The following is a 17,588-nucleotide window of genomic DNA, read 5'->3' on the forward strand; positions in this document are numbered from 1 at the left end:
GCATTGGAACACGGCTGATTAGCAACAGACATTTGCGACAGCGTCCGCCCTCGTGGCGTGACCGGTCAGGGCCGCTGTCGCGAAACTTGAGAGTTGCGCGACACCTCGCCCATCCGGGTCGGGCGCGATACGCTTCCGGCTTGGGGGTGAGTCGATGGCGAGACGCGACCTGCTTACGGGCGACGAGCGCCGGGCGCTGTTCGGCGTGCCGCTCGACCGCGCCTCGCTCGCCAAGTTCTATACGCTCGCCGACGAGGACCGCGTGCTGATCGAGGCCAAGCGCGGCGACGCAAACCGGCTCGGCTTCGCGCTTCACCTGGCGCTGCTCAGGCATCCCGGCTTCGGCATCCGCCATGACGAGATCGTGCCCGACTTCCTTGTCCGGCACGTGGCCGGGCAGCTCGACGTCGGCGCCGATGCGTTCACCGGCTATGCTCGACGCGCCCAGACCCGGCTCGAGCACGCCTGGGAGGCGATGGCGCATCTGGGGCTGCGCGCGTTCGAGGCGGCGGATGTCGCCGGCGCGCTTGGAGCAGCCGCGCGGGCTGCGGAAGCCACCGAGCGCGGTCGCCTGATCGTCGCGGCCGTGGTCGAACATCTCCGCGCCGCGCGCGTCGTGCTGCCGGCACCGGCCCGCATCGAGCGGATCGGGGTGGCGGGCCGCGCCATGGCGCGCCGGCTCGCGGCCGACGCCGTGGTGGATACGCTGACGGCCGAGCAGGTCGCCGCGCTCGACGCCCTGCTCGTCGTCGACCCGGAGCGCGGCACGACCCCGCTCGCATGGCTGCGCGACACCTCCGACAGTCCGTCGGCCAAGAACCTGTCCGGCATCCTAACCCGGCTTTCCCATATCCGCTCGCTCGGGCTCGACCCGCGCATCGCCACTTGCGTCCACGAGCACCGGTTCGAACAGCTCGTGCGCGAGGGCCAGGTGGCGCCCGCATTCCTGCTCTCCGACTACTCGCTCCGCAGAAGGCGTGCCACGCTCGCTGCGGCCCTGCTCGACCTTGAGAGCCGGTTGGCGGACGCCGCGATCGAGATGTTCGGCAAACAGACCGGGCTCCTCTTCGCCAAGGCCCGGGCCGCTCAGAAGCGTGAGTACGAGGCGACATCGCGCGACGTGAACCGGCTCATGCGCCTGTTCGGGGCCACGGTCGGCACCCTCAGGGTCGCGCGCGAGGATGGGCTCGACCCATGGGACGCGCTCGACACGGGCGTGGGCTGGAGCAAGCTCCTCGGCGCCGAGGGCGAGGCAACCGCCATCGCAGACATGGCCCGCGACGAGCCGCTGATCCGGGCGGCCGACCGCTACATGACGCTCCGGCGCTATGCGCCGGCCTTTCTTGACGCGTTCCGGTTCAAGGCGGCGGGATCGCGCGACGGAGTGCTCGGGGCGATCAAGGTCGTTCGTGACATGAACGCGAGCGGGAGGCGTGACGTGCCCGCGGACGCGCCCATGCCATTCTCAAGGAAGTGGAAGGCTGCGATCACCGAGGGCGGCGCCATCGACCGGCGCCGCTATGAGACCGCAACCGTCGCGACGGTGCGCGAGCGTCTCCAGTCGGGCGACCTCTGGGTGGAGGGCACGCGCGACCATCGGCGGTTCGACAGCTACCTGCTCCCGCCCCCGCAAGCGGCCGAGGTCGCGGCCAATCTCCCGTTCGACACGGATGTGGACCGCTACCTGGACGGCCGCATGAAGCTCCTCGACTGGCGGTTGCGCCGGTTCGCCGCAGCGTTGAAGCGCGGCGCTCTCGACGGGGTGGAGCTGCGGGGCGGCGAGCTCCGCGTCACCCCGCTCGCCGCGGTCACGCCGCCCGCGGCCGACAGGCTGGACACCGCAGTCGACCGGCTCATGCCGCGCGTGCGCATCACCGAGTTGCTGGCCGAAGTGGCGAACCGGACCGGGTTCCTGTGTGCGTTCCCGGAGCTGCGCTCGGGCCGTGCCCACCTCAACCCGCAAGCCGTGCTCGCCGCCATCCTGGCGGACGCGACCAACCTCGGCATCGAACGCATGGCCAACGCCAGCCAGGGGGTCACATACGCCCAGCTCGCCTGGACGCACGGCTGGTATGTCTCCGAGGAAAACTACGCGGCCGGGCTGCGTCACCTGGTCGACGCGCAAGCCGCGCTGCCGCTCACGCGCGTGTGGGGCGACGGCTCGACGTCGAGCTCGGACGGGCAGTTCTTCCGGTCGGGGAGGCGCGGTGCCGCAGGCAGCGTCAACGCCCGCTATGACCGGGAGCCGGGGCAGAAGATCTACGCTCATGTCGCCGACACTTACGCGCCGTTCCACCTGCGCCTGCTCTCGGCGACGACGGCCGAGGCGCCATATGTGCTCGACGGGTTGGTCGCGCACGGTTGCGGCATTGAGCCAGCGACCCACTACGCCGACACGGGCGGGGCGTCCGACCACGTCTTCGCGCTCGCGCACCTGCTGGGCTTCCGGTTCGCTCCACGCCTGCGCGACCTCGCCGATCGCAAGCTCGGCCTGTTCCCCGGCATGGCGCGGCACCAGTCCCTGGCCGCGCTGATCGGTCGCCCGTTCAACGTCACCGCGATCCGGGAGAGCTGGGACGAGATCGTCCGGCTTGCCGCCTCGGTGAAGGCCGGCGCGGTGCTGCCGTCCGTCATGCTCCGGAAGCTCGCCGCGCACCGTCGCCAGAACCGGCTCGACTTCGCGCTCCAGGAGGTTGGCCGGATCGAGCGCACGCTGTTCACGCTCGACTGGCTGGAGGCCAAGGCGCTGCGCCAGCAATGCCAGGCGGGGCTGAACAAGGGCGAAGCGCGCCACACGCTCGCCCAGGCCGTGTTCGTTCACAAGCAGGGCCGGCTTCGCGACCCGCAGTTCGAGAACCAGGCGCTGAAAGCGTCCGGACTCACGCTCGTCACCGCCGCGATCGTGTACTGGAACACGCTCTACATGGGCCGCGCGGTCGAGCACCTCCGTGCCCTCGGCGAGCCCGCGCCCGACGAGCTGCTCGCCCATGTCGCTCCGCTCGGCTGGCGGCACATCAGCCTGACCGGCGACTACCTCTGGCAGAACGCGGCCACCGACCTCGACCGTGACGGCTATCGAGCGCTCAACCTGCCCGACGAGCCAGGGACGAAGGTGGCCTGAGCGTCCCCGTTCGTCAGATGTTCAGCTTACCGCTGTTCATGTAACAAACCTTGAGGTGCCCCCAATTGTCGCGCAGCGGCGGAAGCGGGTCGAGTGGGGAGCGCGGCGGATTGATGTCGTCGATCGGCGGCGTGTAGATCAGCGTCGGGCGGACGCTCGTCGCTTGGCCGAGCCGCACCGCCAGCGCGTCGACCGCGCCCTCGTCGCCCTTGCGCACCGCGATGCGCGTCCGCACGATCTCGCGCAGCTCGGTCATCACCGCATTGTCCTTGCCGGACAAGGTGACCGCGGTGTCCGCGAAGCGCTAGGCGTCGCGGAAGCGTTCGCGTTGCAGCGCCAGCCACGCGCGGCGGAAAGCCGCACTGGCCGCCAGGTCGCCGCGGCCGTTTGCGGCGGCGCGGCTCTGGACGCGGGAATAGACACCGTCCGCCAGATCGATCGCGCCCTGGCCGACCATGTCGTCGGCGAAGGACAATTCCTCGGTTATTGTCGCGGTGTTGGCGGTGCCGAGGTTCTTGCGCAGGATCAGAACGTTGTTGCGCGAGGCGGTGCGCCACAGGTTGGTGTCGCCTTCATGCTCGGCGACGATCGCCAGCGTGGCGTAAAGGCTCGACACCGGGCCGGGAAGGTCGGCGGCGTGGCGCTTGTTGCGGCGGATCGCGTCCTGGAGCGTGCGGCGGGCGTCGGCGTAGCGCGCGTCCGCGAACTGCTCGACCGACGCCTTCAGCGCCGCCTCGACCTCCTGGGCGGGCGGACAGTTCCGCGCGAGACACGCCGCCAGTGCCCGCTCGGCGCGGTGGCCGATGACGACGACGTCGCCGGGGGTGGCAGGGGCGGCGACCTGCGCCAGCAACAGGAGCAGCGGACCGGGCATAAGCGGGAGGCTCATCCGTGCGAGGTCTGCTGTCAAGCGCCACCCCCTACCGCCGCTTCAATGCTTTCAGCACCTTGGCCCAGCTCACCAATTTGAAATTTTGCGTGTCCGGCGCATTGTCGCCATCCTGGGCCACGAACAGCCCGGCAGGATAGTCGGGGCCGAAGTTCCCCAGCGCCAGTTCAATGCCGTCGGTGTCGCTGGTGGAGTCGATGGCACCGCCGCCGATGCGGAACGAACCGGCCGGCGACATGCCGGGCAGCCGGAATAGCGTGTATTTGTTGTCGCCCTGGCTGGAGACGACCAGATAGCCGCCGTCCTTCCCGCGCGGCGCGAGCGCCAGCCCTTCGGCATCGGCGACCAGCGCCCGGCCGTCGACCTGCGCGACCTTCGTGCCGACCGGCGAGGCGGCCGGATCGGCGGCGAAGCGCCACAATCCCACGTCCTCTTCCGCGACGTAGAGCAGCCCGGTGCGGTCGTCGGCGACGCAGCCCTCCGCCTGGGTCGCGAGCTTCATCGTGCGCACGGTGGTGACGCGCGGGGAGTGTGCGGCGAGGTCGATCGCGATCTGGTCGATGCGGCCGTCCTTCATCACCACGAAGCCGAACAGCGCCCGATCGCGCGCGCGGCGCCACAGGCACATGCCATAGGCCTCGCCCGCGCCGGTGCGATGACGGCCGAGCGGGACCAACGTGGCGTGCGCGGTGTCGAGCCCGAACAGCGCGACATGCGCTTCCGCCGCGTCGGCGCGGTCGCTGGCGGCGACGATCACGCGGCCGCGCAGGTCGCGCAGGTCGACGTTGTTGAGCCGCGCGGCCGGCGTGAACGACAGCCGCCGGCCCTTCAGGTCGTAGACGTGGATCCCGGCCTTCTTGTCGGTGCCGATCACCAGGCTCTTCGCCGGGTCGCGGGCATTGCGCCAGATCGCCGGATCGTCCGCGGCATCGTCGGCACTCGCGACCGGATCGGTCTCCGCGGTGGCCGCGATGGTCGGGACGATGTCGGCCAGCGGTGTCACCGTCGCGCACGCCGACAGCAGCAGGGCGAGGGGAAGCGCGCGCCTCACAGCTTCACCCGCACGCCGCCGAAGATCGTACAGCCGAACTTCTCATATTCGTAGACGCGCTGCCGCTCGCCATAATAGCGCACGCCCGCGGTGTTGGTGAGGTTCTTGCCCTCGACGAACAGGTTGATCGCGGGCGCCACCTGCACGCTGCCGGTGGCATCCAGCTGCCCGCGGCCTTCCCAATAGAGGTCGAGCGCGGGGACGTCGGCGTTGATCTCGTCCAGGTAATCGCTGCGCTTGGTATAGGCGACGCGCAGGTTCACCGGCCCGCGTTCGTAGAAGACGCTGGCGTTCCACATATGCTTCGACTGGCCGGGCAGGCGGAAGCGCGTGCGCCCGCCGAACGGCGTGTCGAAGCGCGCGTCGCCGCTGGTCCAGGTGTAATTGGCGAAGACCCCGAACCCGCCGAGCACGCCGGGCAGGAAGGCGAGCTGCTGCTGCCAATTGACCTCGACGCCGTAGAGCTTGCCGTCGCGCGCGTTGACCGGGCGGCTGAGGATCGCGTTCGCGACGCCGTTGTAGGTGCCGAAGCCGGTGACGTTGTAGCGATAGTCGGTCAGGTCCTTGTAGAAGCCGTTGACCGCGATGACGCCCAGCGGGCGGATGTAATATTCGACCCCGGCATCGACATTGTTCGACAGCGTCGGGCGCAGGTCCGGGTTGCCGAAATCGACGCGGATCGTGTTGCCCTCGGTCGTCTCGAGCACGCGCGGCGCCAGTTGCGGGAAGTTCGGGCGGTTGATCGCGCGGGTCAGTGCGACGCGCCCGATCAGATTGGGCGTGAACGCCTGCCGCAGCGTGAGGTTGGGGAAGAAGTCGGTGTAATCGGCGTCGCCGCGCGCATCGGTGATCGCGCCGTTGCGCGCGACGCCGGGCGCCTCGCTGCGGAAATCGGTCGCCTCGACGCGCAGGCCCGCGATCAGCGTGGTGTCGCCGAACTCGAACTTGCCCATCCCGAACAGACCAAGGATCTTTTCGGTCGCGCGGTAATCCGCGGTCACCGATTGCGGCAGGCGGCGCTGCGACGCGGCCTTGGTGGCGTCGAAATAGGCGTCGGCGAGTCCGGTGTCGAACCGGTTGCCGAGCGGATAGTCGAAGTTGCGCGATTCCTCGTCCGACAAGAGCCCGGCAAGCGTCTGCGTCGGGGCCGCCGACGCGCGCTGGTCGCGCAGCCGTTCTTCGTCCGCGACGATGTTGCGCGCGCGGTACTTGCCGCCGGTCGAGAGTGTCGCCGTACCGCTGCCGAGCGGCTGCGGAATGTCCATGCGGACCTGCGCGGTGAACTCGTCGTTCTTCGTCGTGTTGCTGCGATAGGCGTTCTCGCGGAACGCGTAGCGATCGGTCTGGAGATGCTCGTTGCTGGTGAATAGCGAATAGCCCGGCAGATCGGCGTCGCGCCCGAAATCGTAGGAGAGCGTCGGGCGCAGCGACGAGCGGAACAGCAGTTCGTCGCGGCGCGGATAGGTCTGTGACGTTTCGCTGTACGCGACATCGGCGCGGACCTGTCCCTCACCCAATTGCTGCTCGATTCCGCCGGTGACGGTCTTGATCTCGTTGACTTGGACGCGGTGGCGCACCTGCTTCTCGATCCGCGTGTTCGCCCAGGTCGCGGCGGTGTCGGTCGAGCCGGCGACCGGATTGGCGTTGCCGGCATTCCAGGTGATGCCGATGCGATCGCGGAACTCGTCGTCCTCGAAGCGCGCATAGGTGCCACGCACCCAGGTGCGCGTCGCGTCGGTCGGGCGCCATTCGAACGCCGCGGTGCCCGCGATCCGCTCGCGCTTGGTGTCGTAATCCTTGAACAGCGTCTCGGTGACGCGCAGCCCCGCGGCGGTGGGGGTCCAGGCGTTCTCGACATTGTCGGGGCGGCGGTGGGTGAAGGAATAGCTGCCCGAGAGCAGCACGCCGAACTGGCGATCGGCGCCGAAGCGGTCGCTGACCGCGCCCGACGCGCGGTAATCGCTGCCCTTGCCGAACTGGTTGTAGCTGGCACCCGCCATCCCGGTCAGCGAGAAGCCGCGGCGATCGAACGCGGAGCGCGTGGTGATGTTGACCGCGCCCGCGATCGAATCCGCATCCTGATACGGCAGCAGCGACTTCGTGACCTCGAGGTTGGCGACGATGTCCGAGGGCAACGTGTCGAGATCGACCGCGCGCGTCGTCGGATCGACCGACGGGATCTGGATGCCGTCGACGCTGATCGCCGACCATTCGGACGGCGCGCCGCGCACGTTGATGTAGCGGCCCTCGCCCTGGTCACGCTCGATCCCGACGCCGGGCGCGCGTTGCAGCGCCTCGGCGATGTTGGGATCGGGGAAGCGCCCGATCGCATCCGCCGAGATGACGGTGATCGTGTTGTCGGCGGTGCGCTGCTGATTGAGCGCGCGCGCCGTGTTGTCGAGCAGTGAGGCGCCGCGCACGACGATGTCGCCGCTGTTCGTGCCGGCCGCGGGGAGCGTGATCTCGACGTCGCGCACGCGCTCGGCGGACGTGATCGCCTGCGTCGCCTGCGGGCGGCCGAGATAGTCGATCAGGAGCGTGACCGGGCCGGTGGCATCGGGGGTGGCGATCGTGAACGCGCCCTGCAGGTCGGTGGTCGCCTGCGCCGCCGTCCCCTCGACCAGGATGCGCGCGCCGGGCAGCGCGGCGCCGGTCGCGTCATAGACGTGGCCCGAGACGCTGGGGCCAGCGACCGCGGCAACGGTGCCGGCGGGGGCGGCATCAGGGGCGGCGGCAGCGGGCAGCGCGTTGGCGAAGGCGAGGGCGAGAAGCGAGACGCCCGCGACCGCGCGGCCGCCGGAACGGATGATGGACATGGGTTCCCCCTTCGGAACGCTGTAGCGGCCGGGCGACGGCGCCGACCGCGGTGATGCGGCGCGCATGGCGGGGTTCGATGACGGGACCGTGCAAAATACGTTACGGGGACGTGACAGTGCGGAGGTGTGGCGTCCGGGTGACGGGGGATGGGGGGACGGGGCACGGCGTGAGAAGCCACTGATTCAGAATATCAATCGGACGTCCTTCGCGGTGCGCGTTATATCGGTGCGCGCGGAGGACGATGCGGTGATGCTCCCTTACGACCCGGTCGAACTGGTCGCGCGCAATCCGCGGCGCGGGGTGGCGCGGCGCTGGCGGATGCAGGCGATGCGCGACCTGTTCGGGCGCGTGGTGGTGGAGACCGCCTGGGGGCGGATCGGCGCGCCCGGCCGCACGCTGGTGCGCAGCTTCGCGGGCGAGGAGGAAGCGGCGCGCTATGTCCGCGCGCTGTTGGCGCGGCGCGCCGGGGCGCGGGCGCGGATCGGGGCGGATTACGTCGCAGAGCGCTGACATAGGTCAGTATCACTGTCGTTGAGCCGTGGCGGAAGCGCGACGGGCCGATAGCGACGGTTGATTTACAATCGTAAGAAAAAGTCGTTTCTTCGCAACAATCTGGTTGCGCCATCGCGAGGCGCGGCAGTTGACGACATATTACGTCCGGGCGGTCGTCCGATGCCGCGCGGGCGTGCTCCAGGGAGATCATCGTGACCCATCGCATCGCTTCCGCGCGCACGTCGTTGCGCCACGGGGCCGGTTGTTCCGCGCTCGCGCTCGCCGTCCTGCTCGCCACGCCCGCGTTCGCGGAGGACCAGACGAGCGCCCAGACCCCGGCCCAATCCGAGACCCAGCCTGCCGCGCCGGTGGCGCAGAGCCCCGTCGAGCCGGTCGCGGAAGATCAGGGCAACACCGGCGGCGACATCGTCGTCACCGGGTCGATCCTGCGCACCACCGACCGCGCGCAGCCGTCGCCGGTCACGACCGTCAGCGCCGAGGCGCTCGACCAGCGCGGCGTGCAGACCGCGCAGGAGGGCATCCAACAGCTGACCTTCAACAACGGCCCGGCGCTGACCAACTCCTTCTCGGCGAACGGCGCCTTCGCGGCGGGTGCGTCGGCGGTGTCGCTGCGCGGCCTGTCGACCAACTCGACGCTGGTGCTGTTCGACGGGCTGCGGGCGGCCTATTACCCGCTGTCCGACGACGGCACGCGCAACTTCGTCGACCTGAACACCATCCCCGACGAACTGGTCGACCGGATCGAGGTGCTGCGCGACGGCGCCTCGTCCAGCTACGGCGCGGACGCGATCGCGGGCGTCGTCAACATCATCACCAAGCGCCAGTACAAGGGCATCGGCGGGCGCGTCGAGGCCGGCATCACCGAACGCGGCGACGGCGCGAACCAGCGGCTGAGCCTGATCGCGGGCACCGGCGACCTGGATGACAACGGCTACAACGCCTATGTCAGCGGCTTCTACCTGAAGCAGGAAGCGCTGTATAACCGCGATCGCGGTTATCCCTATAACACCGACGACCGCCGCGGCATCTGCCACGACGGCCAGTGCGGCCCGAACGAGGTCGTCAACGGGCTGGACGGCAACGGCGGCTACACCTTCGCCGAAAGCGTCTTCAACACCGGCGGCACGCTGTACGTGCGCCCGTTCGATGCGACCAACACGACCGCGCAGGGACGCTACCAGCAGCTGAACCCGTCGCTGGGCTGCGCGCGCGGGCCGGGCTATGCGCTCACCGCCGCCGACCTGGCGCGTACCGACGACACGGGCGCGCTGGTCAATGCCGCCGCGCCGCTGAACGTCTGCCAGGACGATCTGGTCAACAACGACGGCGTGATCGCGCCGAAGATCGAGCGGTTCGGCGGATCGGCGCGCTTCACCGCGCGCGTCGGCGACAATGCCGAGGCCTATGCGATGGTCAACTTCCAGCAGAGCACGGTCGGCTATACCGGCGGGCTGGGCGTGATCCGCGCCAACGCCAATGCCGGGATCGATTATCCGCGCTTCAGCACCAACGGCACCGGGCCGTCGTTCGCGCCGGGATCGTTCCAGCTGACGCTGCCGGTCTACACCTGCGCGAACGGCGTCGGCGCCGCCAACGGCATCGATACCGGGTGCAACGCGACCAACGGCACGCTCAACACCGTCAACAATCCGTTCGCGGCCAGCGGCCAGGTGGCGCGAATCGTCGGCCGGCTGCCGAACCTGCGCCAGTATAACGAGACGCGCAGCCGGGTGTACCGCGCCGCACTGGGCATCAAGGGCAATGTCGCGGACACGTGGGACTATGCGGTCGACGCGACCGCGATGCACACCGACCTGCGCCGGCTCCAGCAGGGCTATGTCCGCATCGACAACCTGCTGACCGCGATCGCGCGCGGCACGTACAATTTCGCCGACCCGTATGCGAACACCGCCGAGCAGAATGCGTTCATCTCGCCCGACAACGTCACCAACGCCGATTCCGACCTGATCCAGGTGCAGGCGACCGTCGGGCGTTCGCTGGCGCAATTGCCGGGCGGGCCGCTCCAGCTCGGGCTGGGCGTGGCCTATCGTTACGAGGCGATCAACGCGCCGAGCGGCAACCCCGACTTCAACGGGCCGACCGACCGCTATTTCGTGCTGAACGCGTTCGGGGTGAACGGCAGCCGTTCGGTCTATTCGGGCTATGGCGAGCTGAACGCACCGGTCTTCGACCAGCTGCTGCTCAACGCCTCGGGCCGCTACGACAAATATTCGAGCGGGCAGAGCGCCTTCTCGCCGAAGTTCGGCGCGAAATTCACGCCGTTCCGCCAGCTGGCGATCCGCGGCACCTATTCGCGCGGCTTCCGCATCCCCAGCTTCGGCGAGGCCAATTCGCTGCCGACGAGCGGGTTCGTGAACGCGGCGCCGACCACCTATTCGGAGGCGTTCCTCGCGCAATACGGCTGTACGCAGGCGACGTTCACGTCGTGCCCGGCCTATATCCGCAACTCGTCCTACGGGCAGACGACCCGCGCCACGCCGGACCTCGACCCGGAGAAGTCGCGCAGCTTCACCGCCGGGCTGATCTTCGAGCCGACGCGCGCTTTCACCTTCACGGTCGACTATTTCAACATCAAGAAGACCAATGCGATCGCCGCGGCCGACAACCAGGCCGCGATCGACGCCTATAACGCCGGCGGTGCGATCCCGGCGGGCTTCGCGGTGATCCCCGACGCGGTCGACCCCAGCTTCGCCGGCGCGCGCCCGCGCATCGCGTTCGTCGAGGCAAGCTACGTCAACGCCAACACGATCCGCTCGCAGGGTATCGACTTCAGCGCGACCGGCACGTTCGACCTGACCGACGACATCCGCTTCACCTCCTCGGCGCAGGCCAGCCTGATCCTGGAGCTGTCGACCGAGTTCGCGGACGGATCGAAGCAGGAATATCAGGGCACGATCGGCAATTACGACCTGACCGCCGGCTCGGGCACGCCGCGCTGGCGCGGCACGTGGCAGAACACGCTGAACGTGCGCGACTATTCGCTGACCGCGACCGCGCAATATTTCGACGGGTACAACCTGTCGGCGGAGGACCAGGGCGGCGTGCGCGGCGATTGCGGGATGAACCCGGGTTACGTGCCGTGCAACGTCGACAGCTACATCACGCTCGACCTGACCGGCAGCGTGAAGGTGAGCGAGCGCGCCAGCTTCTACGTCAACGTGCTGAACCTGTTCGACAAGCTGCCGCCGATCGATCCGGTGACGTACGGGGCGAACCTGTACAATCCGGTGCAGGGCGGGATCGGCATCTACGGCCGGATGTTCCGCGCCGGGTTCAAGCTGGGGCTGTAAGGGGTTCCTGCTTCGTCACCCCGGCGCAGGTCGGGGTGACAGCGTGTTCGCGGGCGGCGCCGCGTCTTGTCCTGTCTGTCCGGCTAGACTATATGCCGGACAGGAAGGACAGGTTCATGGCCGCGCTCGCTCAATCCTTGGCCCCCGACACGCTGCGCCGCCGCGCGATGCAGGCGTTGACCGAGGCGGTGGTGCGGGCGCTCGACAGTGCCAGCGAGGAGACGCTGGCGGCGATCGTCGGCGCGCAGGATCCGCGCGAGGCGCTGGCGATCGCGCCGCGCGATCTCGCGCCCCCGCCGCCCGAACGGCTGGCCGCCGAACGCGCCGCGCGCGCGCGCACCGCCGGGTTCCGTGCCGAGCTGGCGGCGCGGGTGGGGGGCATGTACGCGCGCGACGAGGTCGCCGAATTGCTGGGGGTCACGTCGGCGGCGATCGACAAGCAGCGGCAGCGGCGGCAGATCCTGGGCGTGCCGTACGGGACCGAGACGCGCTATCCGGCGGCGCAGTTCCGCGACGGGGCGGCGGTGCCGGGGTTGAAAGCGGTGCTCGACGCGCTGGGCGACATGCACCCGTGGGGGCAGCTGCAATTGCTCGCCGCGCCGCTGGACGGCTTTGGCGAGGCGCCGGCATCGGTGCTCGACCTGCTGGGGCAGGGGGCCGATGCCGACACACGCGCGCGGCTGGCGCAGCTGGCGGCGGGCTGGGCGGCCTGACGCGCCCGGAACAGGGGCCGACGATGCTGCGTCCGCGCCGTTTGGCCAAGGGGAGCGTCTTCCACCGCATCCACCGCAAGACATTGTCGCCGCTGTTCTTCGGGCCGGCGGGGGCGCTGCCGCTGCAACGCTATGACGACCCGGCGGGCGGGTACAAGACGCTGTACCTGGCGCTCGACTTGGAGACCGCGTTCGGCGAGACATTGGTGCGCGTGCCGAGCGTCAGCGACGTATTGTCGAGCGATGTCGCGGTGCGCGCGCGCAGCGAGCTGGTCGCGACGCGTGCGCTGTCGCTCTATCCGCTGGTCGACGCGGGCGTGTCGGCGCACGGGCTGTCGTTCACCGAGCTGCACGGCGCCGATTACCGCCGCACGCAGGGACTCGCGGCGGAGATCCATGCGGCGACGAAGGTGGACGGGGTGCTCTATACCTCGCGGTTCAATGACCGGCGCTGCGTGGCGCTGTTCGACCGTGCGCAGGAAGCGGTCGCGATCGGGCCGACCGCGGCGCTGCTGCCCGAGGAGGCGCAGGCGCTCGCGGCGCGGTTCGGGAAGGTGTATGTGGATCCGTGAGGGTGATTGCGGCCAGTGCGCGATCAACGCCGTCCGGCGCGCCGCGTCTGTTCGCCGGCGACGACAAAGGGCGATGTGACGTTGGCCTGCGGATCGTAGTAGCGGTCGATCCGGTTGCGGATCCGCGACTGGACGCGATTTGCGATCCGATTGTTCAATCGCATCAGTGGATTTGCGGTAAGCCGATCCTCGGTCACCCGCTCGCCCGCACGACCGGCGATGGTTTCCGCATTCTGACCCGTGTCGGTCGAAGATAAGGTTCGGACCGGAGCCTGCGGCTGAAAAGGACCCTCCACCACCGGATCGTCTGTGCGGCGCGGTTCCTGGGCGAGCCCCGATGCCGAGGTCGCCAGCAGGACCGAAAGGGCGGCCAGACAGTATAAACGAATGTGGCTTGTCCGCTTCATCACGCCGCCGGCCGCAAGGTGACTCCGAGCAACTGGCCCGACACGCCCGAAACGTCATCGGACGGTCGCGCGATTAAGCGAAGGATCTGTGCCCGACATCCACCGGCCGGTACCGTCACGATGCCCGCAAAGCGCCCGTTCGATACCGACGAATTGGTCACATCGACGCGGCCAAGCTCACGACCGTCGGCGCAGGCGAGCGTCCAGTATGGGCGCGCGGCTTGGACTTGTTCGACGCCGGCGCTGCGCCCCTCGATAACATAACGGCCTTGCGGCAAAAGCTGTCGCTGCTGGAGCAGGACGCCGCCGATGCTGGCCGGTGCGGCGAAGTCGGCTATGCCCCGCGTACCATTTCGACCGATCGACGCACTGAGCCCGCTGTCGTCGTTGCTGAGGCTCCAGTCGAAGAGGGTCGGCACGTCGATATAGTGTGAAAACGTCGGGTCACGGGAATGATCGCGCTGCGACCCCGGCCGGATGGTCGCATAGAGCGCCCATGCTGCATCGTCGTGTCCACCGGCTATCAACCGCTCGATCGCGGTCGCGCCGACGCGATCCGATGCAACGACGCCGTTGCGGTGCAGCCCAATGAAAAGGCGTGCCATCGCCTCGGGGCGGTCGGCTGTCGAGGCGAGATAGGCGAGAAAGCCCTCCGACCAAGGCGGGCGACGGGTCAACGTACGTACGAGTTCGCGGGAAACTGCCGGCTGCTCGCTGGCGGGAGCCAATACCGGGAACAGCAGGTCGGACGCGAGCTTCGACGTCCGTAGCGCGATATCGTACTGCCGTAGCGCGCCGGGAATGTCGCCACGCGCGACCGCATCCTCAATCGCCCACAATCTGGTGCGAAGGTCGCGGCGCGACAGCCGGTCAGCATAGACGAACAGCCGTCGGGCCGCAGCGGTGTCGCCGCGAATCTGGGCGTCGATCCCTAGGGTGGAAACCGCAGCAACCGCTGTGGCGTCGCGGCGCAGCGCCTCGGTGGCGAGGCGATCTGCGACGACGCGATCGGCAGGCGAGGCGTTGCCGTCGGACAGGCGTGCCGACCATTGCGCGCCGATCCGACCGTCCCACGGCGCTAGCGCGTACGCGCGTGCCGCAAATGCGTCCTTTTGGGCCGAGCCGAGTGATTGCGCGACGGCGACATAGCCGAAGACGAGGAATATCGACGCAAGGATACCGCGCAGCGCCCATTCGCGAGCGGAGCGGCGCGTTGCACGGGTGGAGGCGCGGCGGGCTCGGGCCATGGCCTCAGCTCTTCTTTCCGATATCGCGTCCGTAACCATAGCCATATTCGTAGCCATAGCCGTAATGCGCCTTGCGCGCCTCGAACTTGGTCAGCACCCCGCCGAAGATGCGCGCATTGGCGGCGGCCAAGCGGCCAAGCGCGGTCTTGACCAGGCTGGACCGGATACCATGCGACTCAACCGCGTAGATGACGCCTTCAACACGGCTGGCAATCAGCGGCGCGTCGGCAAGGCCCATCACCGGCGGGGAGTCGATCACCACATGATCGTAGTATTCGTGGAGACGCGCGATCAGTATCTGCAGGCGATTGCCGGTCAGCAATTCCGCGGCGTTCGGCGGGATCGGCCCGGCAGACATGGCGGTCAGGCCCAGGTCGGTCATCTCGAACGTCAGCGGCTCGATCTCGTCCTGCCCTGCAAGGAAGTTGCTCAGCCCGTGATCGTGACCCACGCCGCCCAGATGATGGATAGAAGGCGAGCGCATGTCGCCGTCAATAAGGATCACCCGCTTCTGCGCCCGGGTCAGCATTGTGGCGATCGCCAGCGCGGTCGTCGACTTGCCCTCAGCCGGCCGCGTGGATGTGACCATCAGCGAGCGCGGCACGCCGTGCTCGGTGGTGAAGGCGAGATTGGTCTGGATTGCTAGGTAGGCATCGACCAGGTCGGACTTACGGTCGAGCAGCGCCTCCTTCGGAGTGACGCCCTCCACCTTCGGCACGGACCCCAGCAGCGGCAGCCCGAGCCGTCGTTCGACCTCGCCCGGTTCCGCGATGGCTTCGTCGATCTGCTCGAGCGCGAAGGCGAGCGCCGCCCCGACGACCGCACCGGCCAGCAACGATAGCAACAGGTTCAGGAACAGCTTCGGGCTCGACGGCTTCTGCGGCACGTCGGCCAGATCGACGACCGATATGTTGTTGATGCCGACGCCGCCCGCGACCCCGATTTCCTTGAAGCGCTGGAGCAGGCCGTCGTACAACGCGCGATTGGTATCCACTTCCTGCTGATAGATATTGTACTGGATGCTGCGGCGGCGCAGGTCAAGATAGCTCGACTTGAGCCGTTCGACCTGCGCGCTGAGCGCCCGCTCCCGCTCCTGCGCTTGGCGGTATTCGGCTTGCACCGACCCCGACACGCGACCCTCCTCGCGCGCAATCGATCGATCGAGCTGGTCAATTTGCGACTGGATCGCCTTTGCGGGCGGATAGCCGGGTTCGAACTGCACCATCAGGCGGCTGTATTCGGCGGCCATTTCGGCGCGCCGTTGGCGAAGGTTATTGAGCGCCTGATTCCGCAGCGCCTCGGACGTGGTACCGCCGCGCCCGGCCTGCTGGTACCGCGCCTCCGCCTCGATGCGGTCCGCGGTCGCCTGCGTCAGCGCGGTGTTGAGCGCCCCGAGCTGATCGGCGACGATCGAGCGTTCGCTGGTCGTGCCGTTGGCATTGATCTGCCCGGGCAGGTTGATGATGCGCTGATCCGAGGCATAGCCGACCAGTTGCCGCTGTGACTCGTCCAGCCGCTCCTTGGCCTGCGCCAACTGACGCTTCAGCAGATTGCTCCCGTAGGATGTCGCCTGGACCTTGCGCTCCAGGTTGGTGCGGATGAACGATTCCGCCCAGGTGTTCGCGACACGCGACGAAAAGGCCGCATCGGGGCTCGTGAAGTTAATTGAGACGAGGCGCGACAGGCGCTCGGGGGCGACGTTCAAGTTCCGGCGCAAGATCTCCCCGGCGATCCGCAGGCGCGTCGCGCGGCCCGCGGCCGTGTAGCGGCCGTTGACCATCGCGAAGTCGGCGTCGTCCGGCTTGACGTGGAACATCTCGAAGAACTTCGGATCTTCCGCCAGCCGCAGCTGCATGGCGACGCGCTCTGACAGCGACCGCGATTCCAAAAGACCGTATTGGGTCTGGTAGAATTCCTGATCGGCGACGCTCGTCTCGCGCTCAATGCCCTGGAAATTGGTCACCTGGCTGGATTCACGCGAAATCTCGATAACCGCGGTCGCGGTGTATTTCGGTGTCATCAGCAAAGTCGCGACTAGACCGAGCAGCATGAAGCCGATGGTCACGCCGATGATGACGAAGCGCCAGCGCATCGCGATGCGCAGATACTGGCGGATGATTGGGATGAACTCGCCATCGCCGGGTCGCGCGAGGGCGGCGACCGGCGGCTGATAGGCGGCGGGCCGCTGACTGGGGGTGAGGATGTGCATCCCGATGCCTTACTGGAGAAGCGCGATCAGCGGCGCCGCCAGCAGCGGCGTGACCGAAACGAAGTCGCGGAAGAGGCGGCGCTGCGGAGAGTCGCCGACGATGATGACGTCGTTGGCATAGACGGGGGGATCGTCATAGGCGCCGCGCCGGATGGCTTCGATGTTGTAGAGCCCCGCCATCCGCTGCGTGCCCACCGAGCGCAGGATCACCACGTCCTCCAGCCGGGCGAATTCTGACAGCCCCTTCGCAGAGGCGATGACGCGCATCAGCGTCATCTGGTTGGTAACCGGGTACAGACCGGGTTCTACGACCTGCCCGTCAACGGTGACGACCTGGCTGACCGAGCTCTTGATGTTGACGGTAACCTCGGGATTGCGGACGTAGCGGCGACTGAGCGCCGCGCTGATCGCCTGCGCCAGTTCCTGTGCGGTCTTGCCCCGCGCTTCGATCGTCCCCGCAAGCGGCATCGCGATGCGACCGCTGGCGTCGACCTGCATCTCGCGGCTGAGGTCGGGGATGCCGAAGACATCGACCTCGATCGTATCCAGCGGACCAATCAGGGCAGGGCGATCTGCCGCGACGAGGTCGCTGCGGTCGGGCGGGGGAAGCACAGAACTGCCCTCCACGACCGTCAGGGAGCCGTTGGACCGGATCGGCTCCGGAGCACCGCAACTGGCCGTCGCAATAAGAAGACAGATTGCGATACAGGTCTTACGCATACGCGTGGGTTATCCGCG

The 17,588-nt window shown here is 68.4% G+C and carries 13 protein-coding genes; 5 read left to right on the plus strand and 8 right to left on the minus strand.

From position 1 onward, the window contains the following. The first annotated feature begins 154 nt into the window (after nt 1-154). On the plus strand, nt 155-3,121 hold the full coding sequence (locus J2Y58_RS15205) for a Tn3 family transposase (protein ID WP_310104743.1): 2,967 nt from the start codon (nt 155-157) through the stop codon (nt 3,119-3,121). 13 nt (nt 3,122-3,134) lie between these two features. Here J2Y58_RS15205 and J2Y58_RS15210 read toward each other — a convergent pair whose 3' ends face one another. Genes J2Y58_RS15210 through J2Y58_RS15225 form a run of 4 tightly spaced genes read right to left on the minus strand, consistent with a single transcriptional unit; the run spans nt 3,135 to nt 7,877 of the window. After that, nucleotides 3,135-3,377, minus strand: a complete 243-nt coding sequence (locus J2Y58_RS15210; RefSeq protein WP_310104744.1) for a hypothetical protein — start codon at nt 3,375-3,377, stop codon at nt 3,135-3,137. Between the two features lie 48 nt (nt 3,378-3,425). Then, nucleotides 3,426-4,010 carry a hypothetical protein gene (locus J2Y58_RS15215; RefSeq protein WP_310104747.1) on the minus strand — a complete coding sequence of 195 codons (585 nt, stop codon included), beginning with the start codon at nt 4,008-4,010 and terminating at the stop codon, nt 3,426-3,428. Nucleotides 4,011-4,041: 31 nt separating this feature from the next. Further along, nucleotides 4,042-5,061, minus strand: a complete 1,020-nt coding sequence (locus tag J2Y58_RS15220; protein ID WP_310104749.1) for a phytase — start codon at nt 5,059-5,061, stop codon at nt 4,042-4,044. Beyond that, the gene (locus J2Y58_RS15225; RefSeq protein ID WP_310104751.1) at nt 5,058-7,877 is read right to left on the minus strand and encodes a TonB-dependent receptor; all 2,820 of its coding nucleotides are present in this window, start codon (nt 7,875-7,877) and stop codon (nt 5,058-5,060) included. The genes J2Y58_RS15220 and J2Y58_RS15225 overlap by 4 nt, the downstream gene beginning before the upstream one ends. A gap of 250 nt (nt 7,878-8,127) precedes the next feature. Between J2Y58_RS15225 and J2Y58_RS15230 the strand changes: the two genes are divergently transcribed. The 4 genes from J2Y58_RS15230 to J2Y58_RS15245 all read left to right on the plus strand — a co-directional run bounded on the left by J2Y58_RS15230 (nt 8,128) and on the right by J2Y58_RS15245 (nt 12,987). Continuing rightward, on the plus strand, nt 8,128-8,388 hold the full coding sequence (locus J2Y58_RS15230) for a WGR domain-containing protein (protein ID WP_310104753.1): 261 nt from the start codon (nt 8,128-8,130) through the stop codon (nt 8,386-8,388). Nucleotides 8,389-8,582: 194 nt separating this feature from the next. Then, on the plus strand, nt 8,583-11,702 hold the full coding sequence (locus tag J2Y58_RS15235) for a TonB-dependent receptor domain-containing protein (RefSeq protein WP_310104755.1): 3,120 nt from the start codon (nt 8,583-8,585) through the stop codon (nt 11,700-11,702). A gap of 116 nt (nt 11,703-11,818) precedes the next feature. After that, entirely contained in the window at nt 11,819-12,415 is a 597-nt protein-coding gene (locus J2Y58_RS15240; RefSeq protein WP_310104758.1) for a hypothetical protein, read from the plus strand. A gap of 23 nt (nt 12,416-12,438) precedes the next feature. Then, entirely contained in the window at nt 12,439-12,987 is a 549-nt protein-coding gene (locus J2Y58_RS15245; protein ID WP_310104761.1) for an RES family NAD+ phosphorylase, read from the plus strand. 23 nt (nt 12,988-13,010) lie between these two features. On the opposite strand, the gene J2Y58_RS15250 is transcribed toward J2Y58_RS15245, so the two are convergent. Genes J2Y58_RS15250 through J2Y58_RS15265 form a run of 4 tightly spaced genes read right to left on the minus strand, consistent with a single transcriptional unit; the run spans nt 13,011 to nt 17,462 of the window. Then, on the minus strand, nt 13,011-13,394 hold the full coding sequence (locus tag J2Y58_RS15250) for a hypothetical protein (protein WP_310104768.1): 384 nt from the start codon (nt 13,392-13,394) through the stop codon (nt 13,011-13,013). Next, nucleotides 13,394-14,641 carry a hypothetical protein gene (locus tag J2Y58_RS15255; protein WP_310104771.1) on the minus strand — a complete coding sequence of 416 codons (1,248 nt, stop codon included), beginning with the start codon at nt 14,639-14,641 and terminating at the stop codon, nt 13,394-13,396. Before J2Y58_RS15255 ends, J2Y58_RS15250 begins: the two co-directional genes overlap by 1 nt. Before the next feature lie 4 nt (nt 14,642-14,645). Continuing rightward, on the minus strand, nt 14,646-16,850 hold the full coding sequence (locus tag J2Y58_RS15260; protein ID WP_310104774.1) for a polysaccharide biosynthesis tyrosine autokinase: 2,205 nt from the start codon (nt 16,848-16,850) through the stop codon (nt 14,646-14,648). A 9-nt stretch (nt 16,851-16,859) separates the two neighbouring features. Beyond that, nucleotides 16,860-17,462: a polysaccharide biosynthesis/export family protein gene (locus J2Y58_RS15265; protein ID WP_310104776.1), complete on the minus strand. Its 603-nt coding sequence runs from the start codon at nt 17,460-17,462 to the stop codon at nt 16,860-16,862. Between the last annotated feature and the right edge of the window lie 126 nt (nt 17,463-17,588).

Origin of the sequence: Sphingomonas sp. BE138, assembly GCF_031456125.1 — a bacterium.
Lineage (GTDB): Bacteria > Pseudomonadota > Alphaproteobacteria > Sphingomonadales > Sphingomonadaceae > Sphingomonas.

What these genes read in the sequence shown, in the direction of transcription:
- J2Y58_RS15205 (WP_310104743.1), top strand. Translation starts at nt 155, where the DNA reads ATGGCGAGACGCGACCTGCTTACGGGCGACGAGCGCCGGGCGCTGTTC.
- J2Y58_RS15210 (WP_310104744.1), bottom strand. Translation starts at nt 3,377, where the DNA reads ATGACCGAGCTGCGCGAGATCGTGCGGACGCGCATCGCGGTGCGCAAG.
- J2Y58_RS15215 (WP_310104747.1), bottom strand. Translation starts at nt 4,010, where the DNA reads ATGAGCCTCCCGCTTATGCCCGGTCCGCTGCTCCTGTTGCTGGCGCAG.
- J2Y58_RS15225 (WP_310104751.1), bottom strand. Translation starts at nt 7,877, where the DNA reads ATGTCCATCATCCGTTCCGGCGGCCGCGCGGTCGCGGGCGTCTCGCTT.
- J2Y58_RS15230 (WP_310104753.1), top strand. Translation starts at nt 8,128, where the DNA reads ATGCTCCCTTACGACCCGGTCGAACTGGTCGCGCGCAATCCGCGGCGC.
- J2Y58_RS15240 (WP_310104758.1), top strand. Translation starts at nt 11,819, where the DNA reads ATGGCCGCGCTCGCTCAATCCTTGGCCCCCGACACGCTGCGCCGCCGC.
- J2Y58_RS15245 (WP_310104761.1), top strand. Translation starts at nt 12,439, where the DNA reads ATGCTGCGTCCGCGCCGTTTGGCCAAGGGGAGCGTCTTCCACCGCATC.
- J2Y58_RS15250 (WP_310104768.1), bottom strand. Translation starts at nt 13,394, where the DNA reads ATGAAGCGGACAAGCCACATTCGTTTATACTGTCTGGCCGCCCTTTCG.
- J2Y58_RS15255 (WP_310104771.1), bottom strand. Translation starts at nt 14,641, where the DNA reads ATGGCCCGAGCCCGCCGCGCCTCCACCCGTGCAACGCGCCGCTCCGCT.
- J2Y58_RS15260 (WP_310104774.1), bottom strand. Translation starts at nt 16,850, where the DNA reads ATGCACATCCTCACCCCCAGTCAGCGGCCCGCCGCCTATCAGCCGCCG.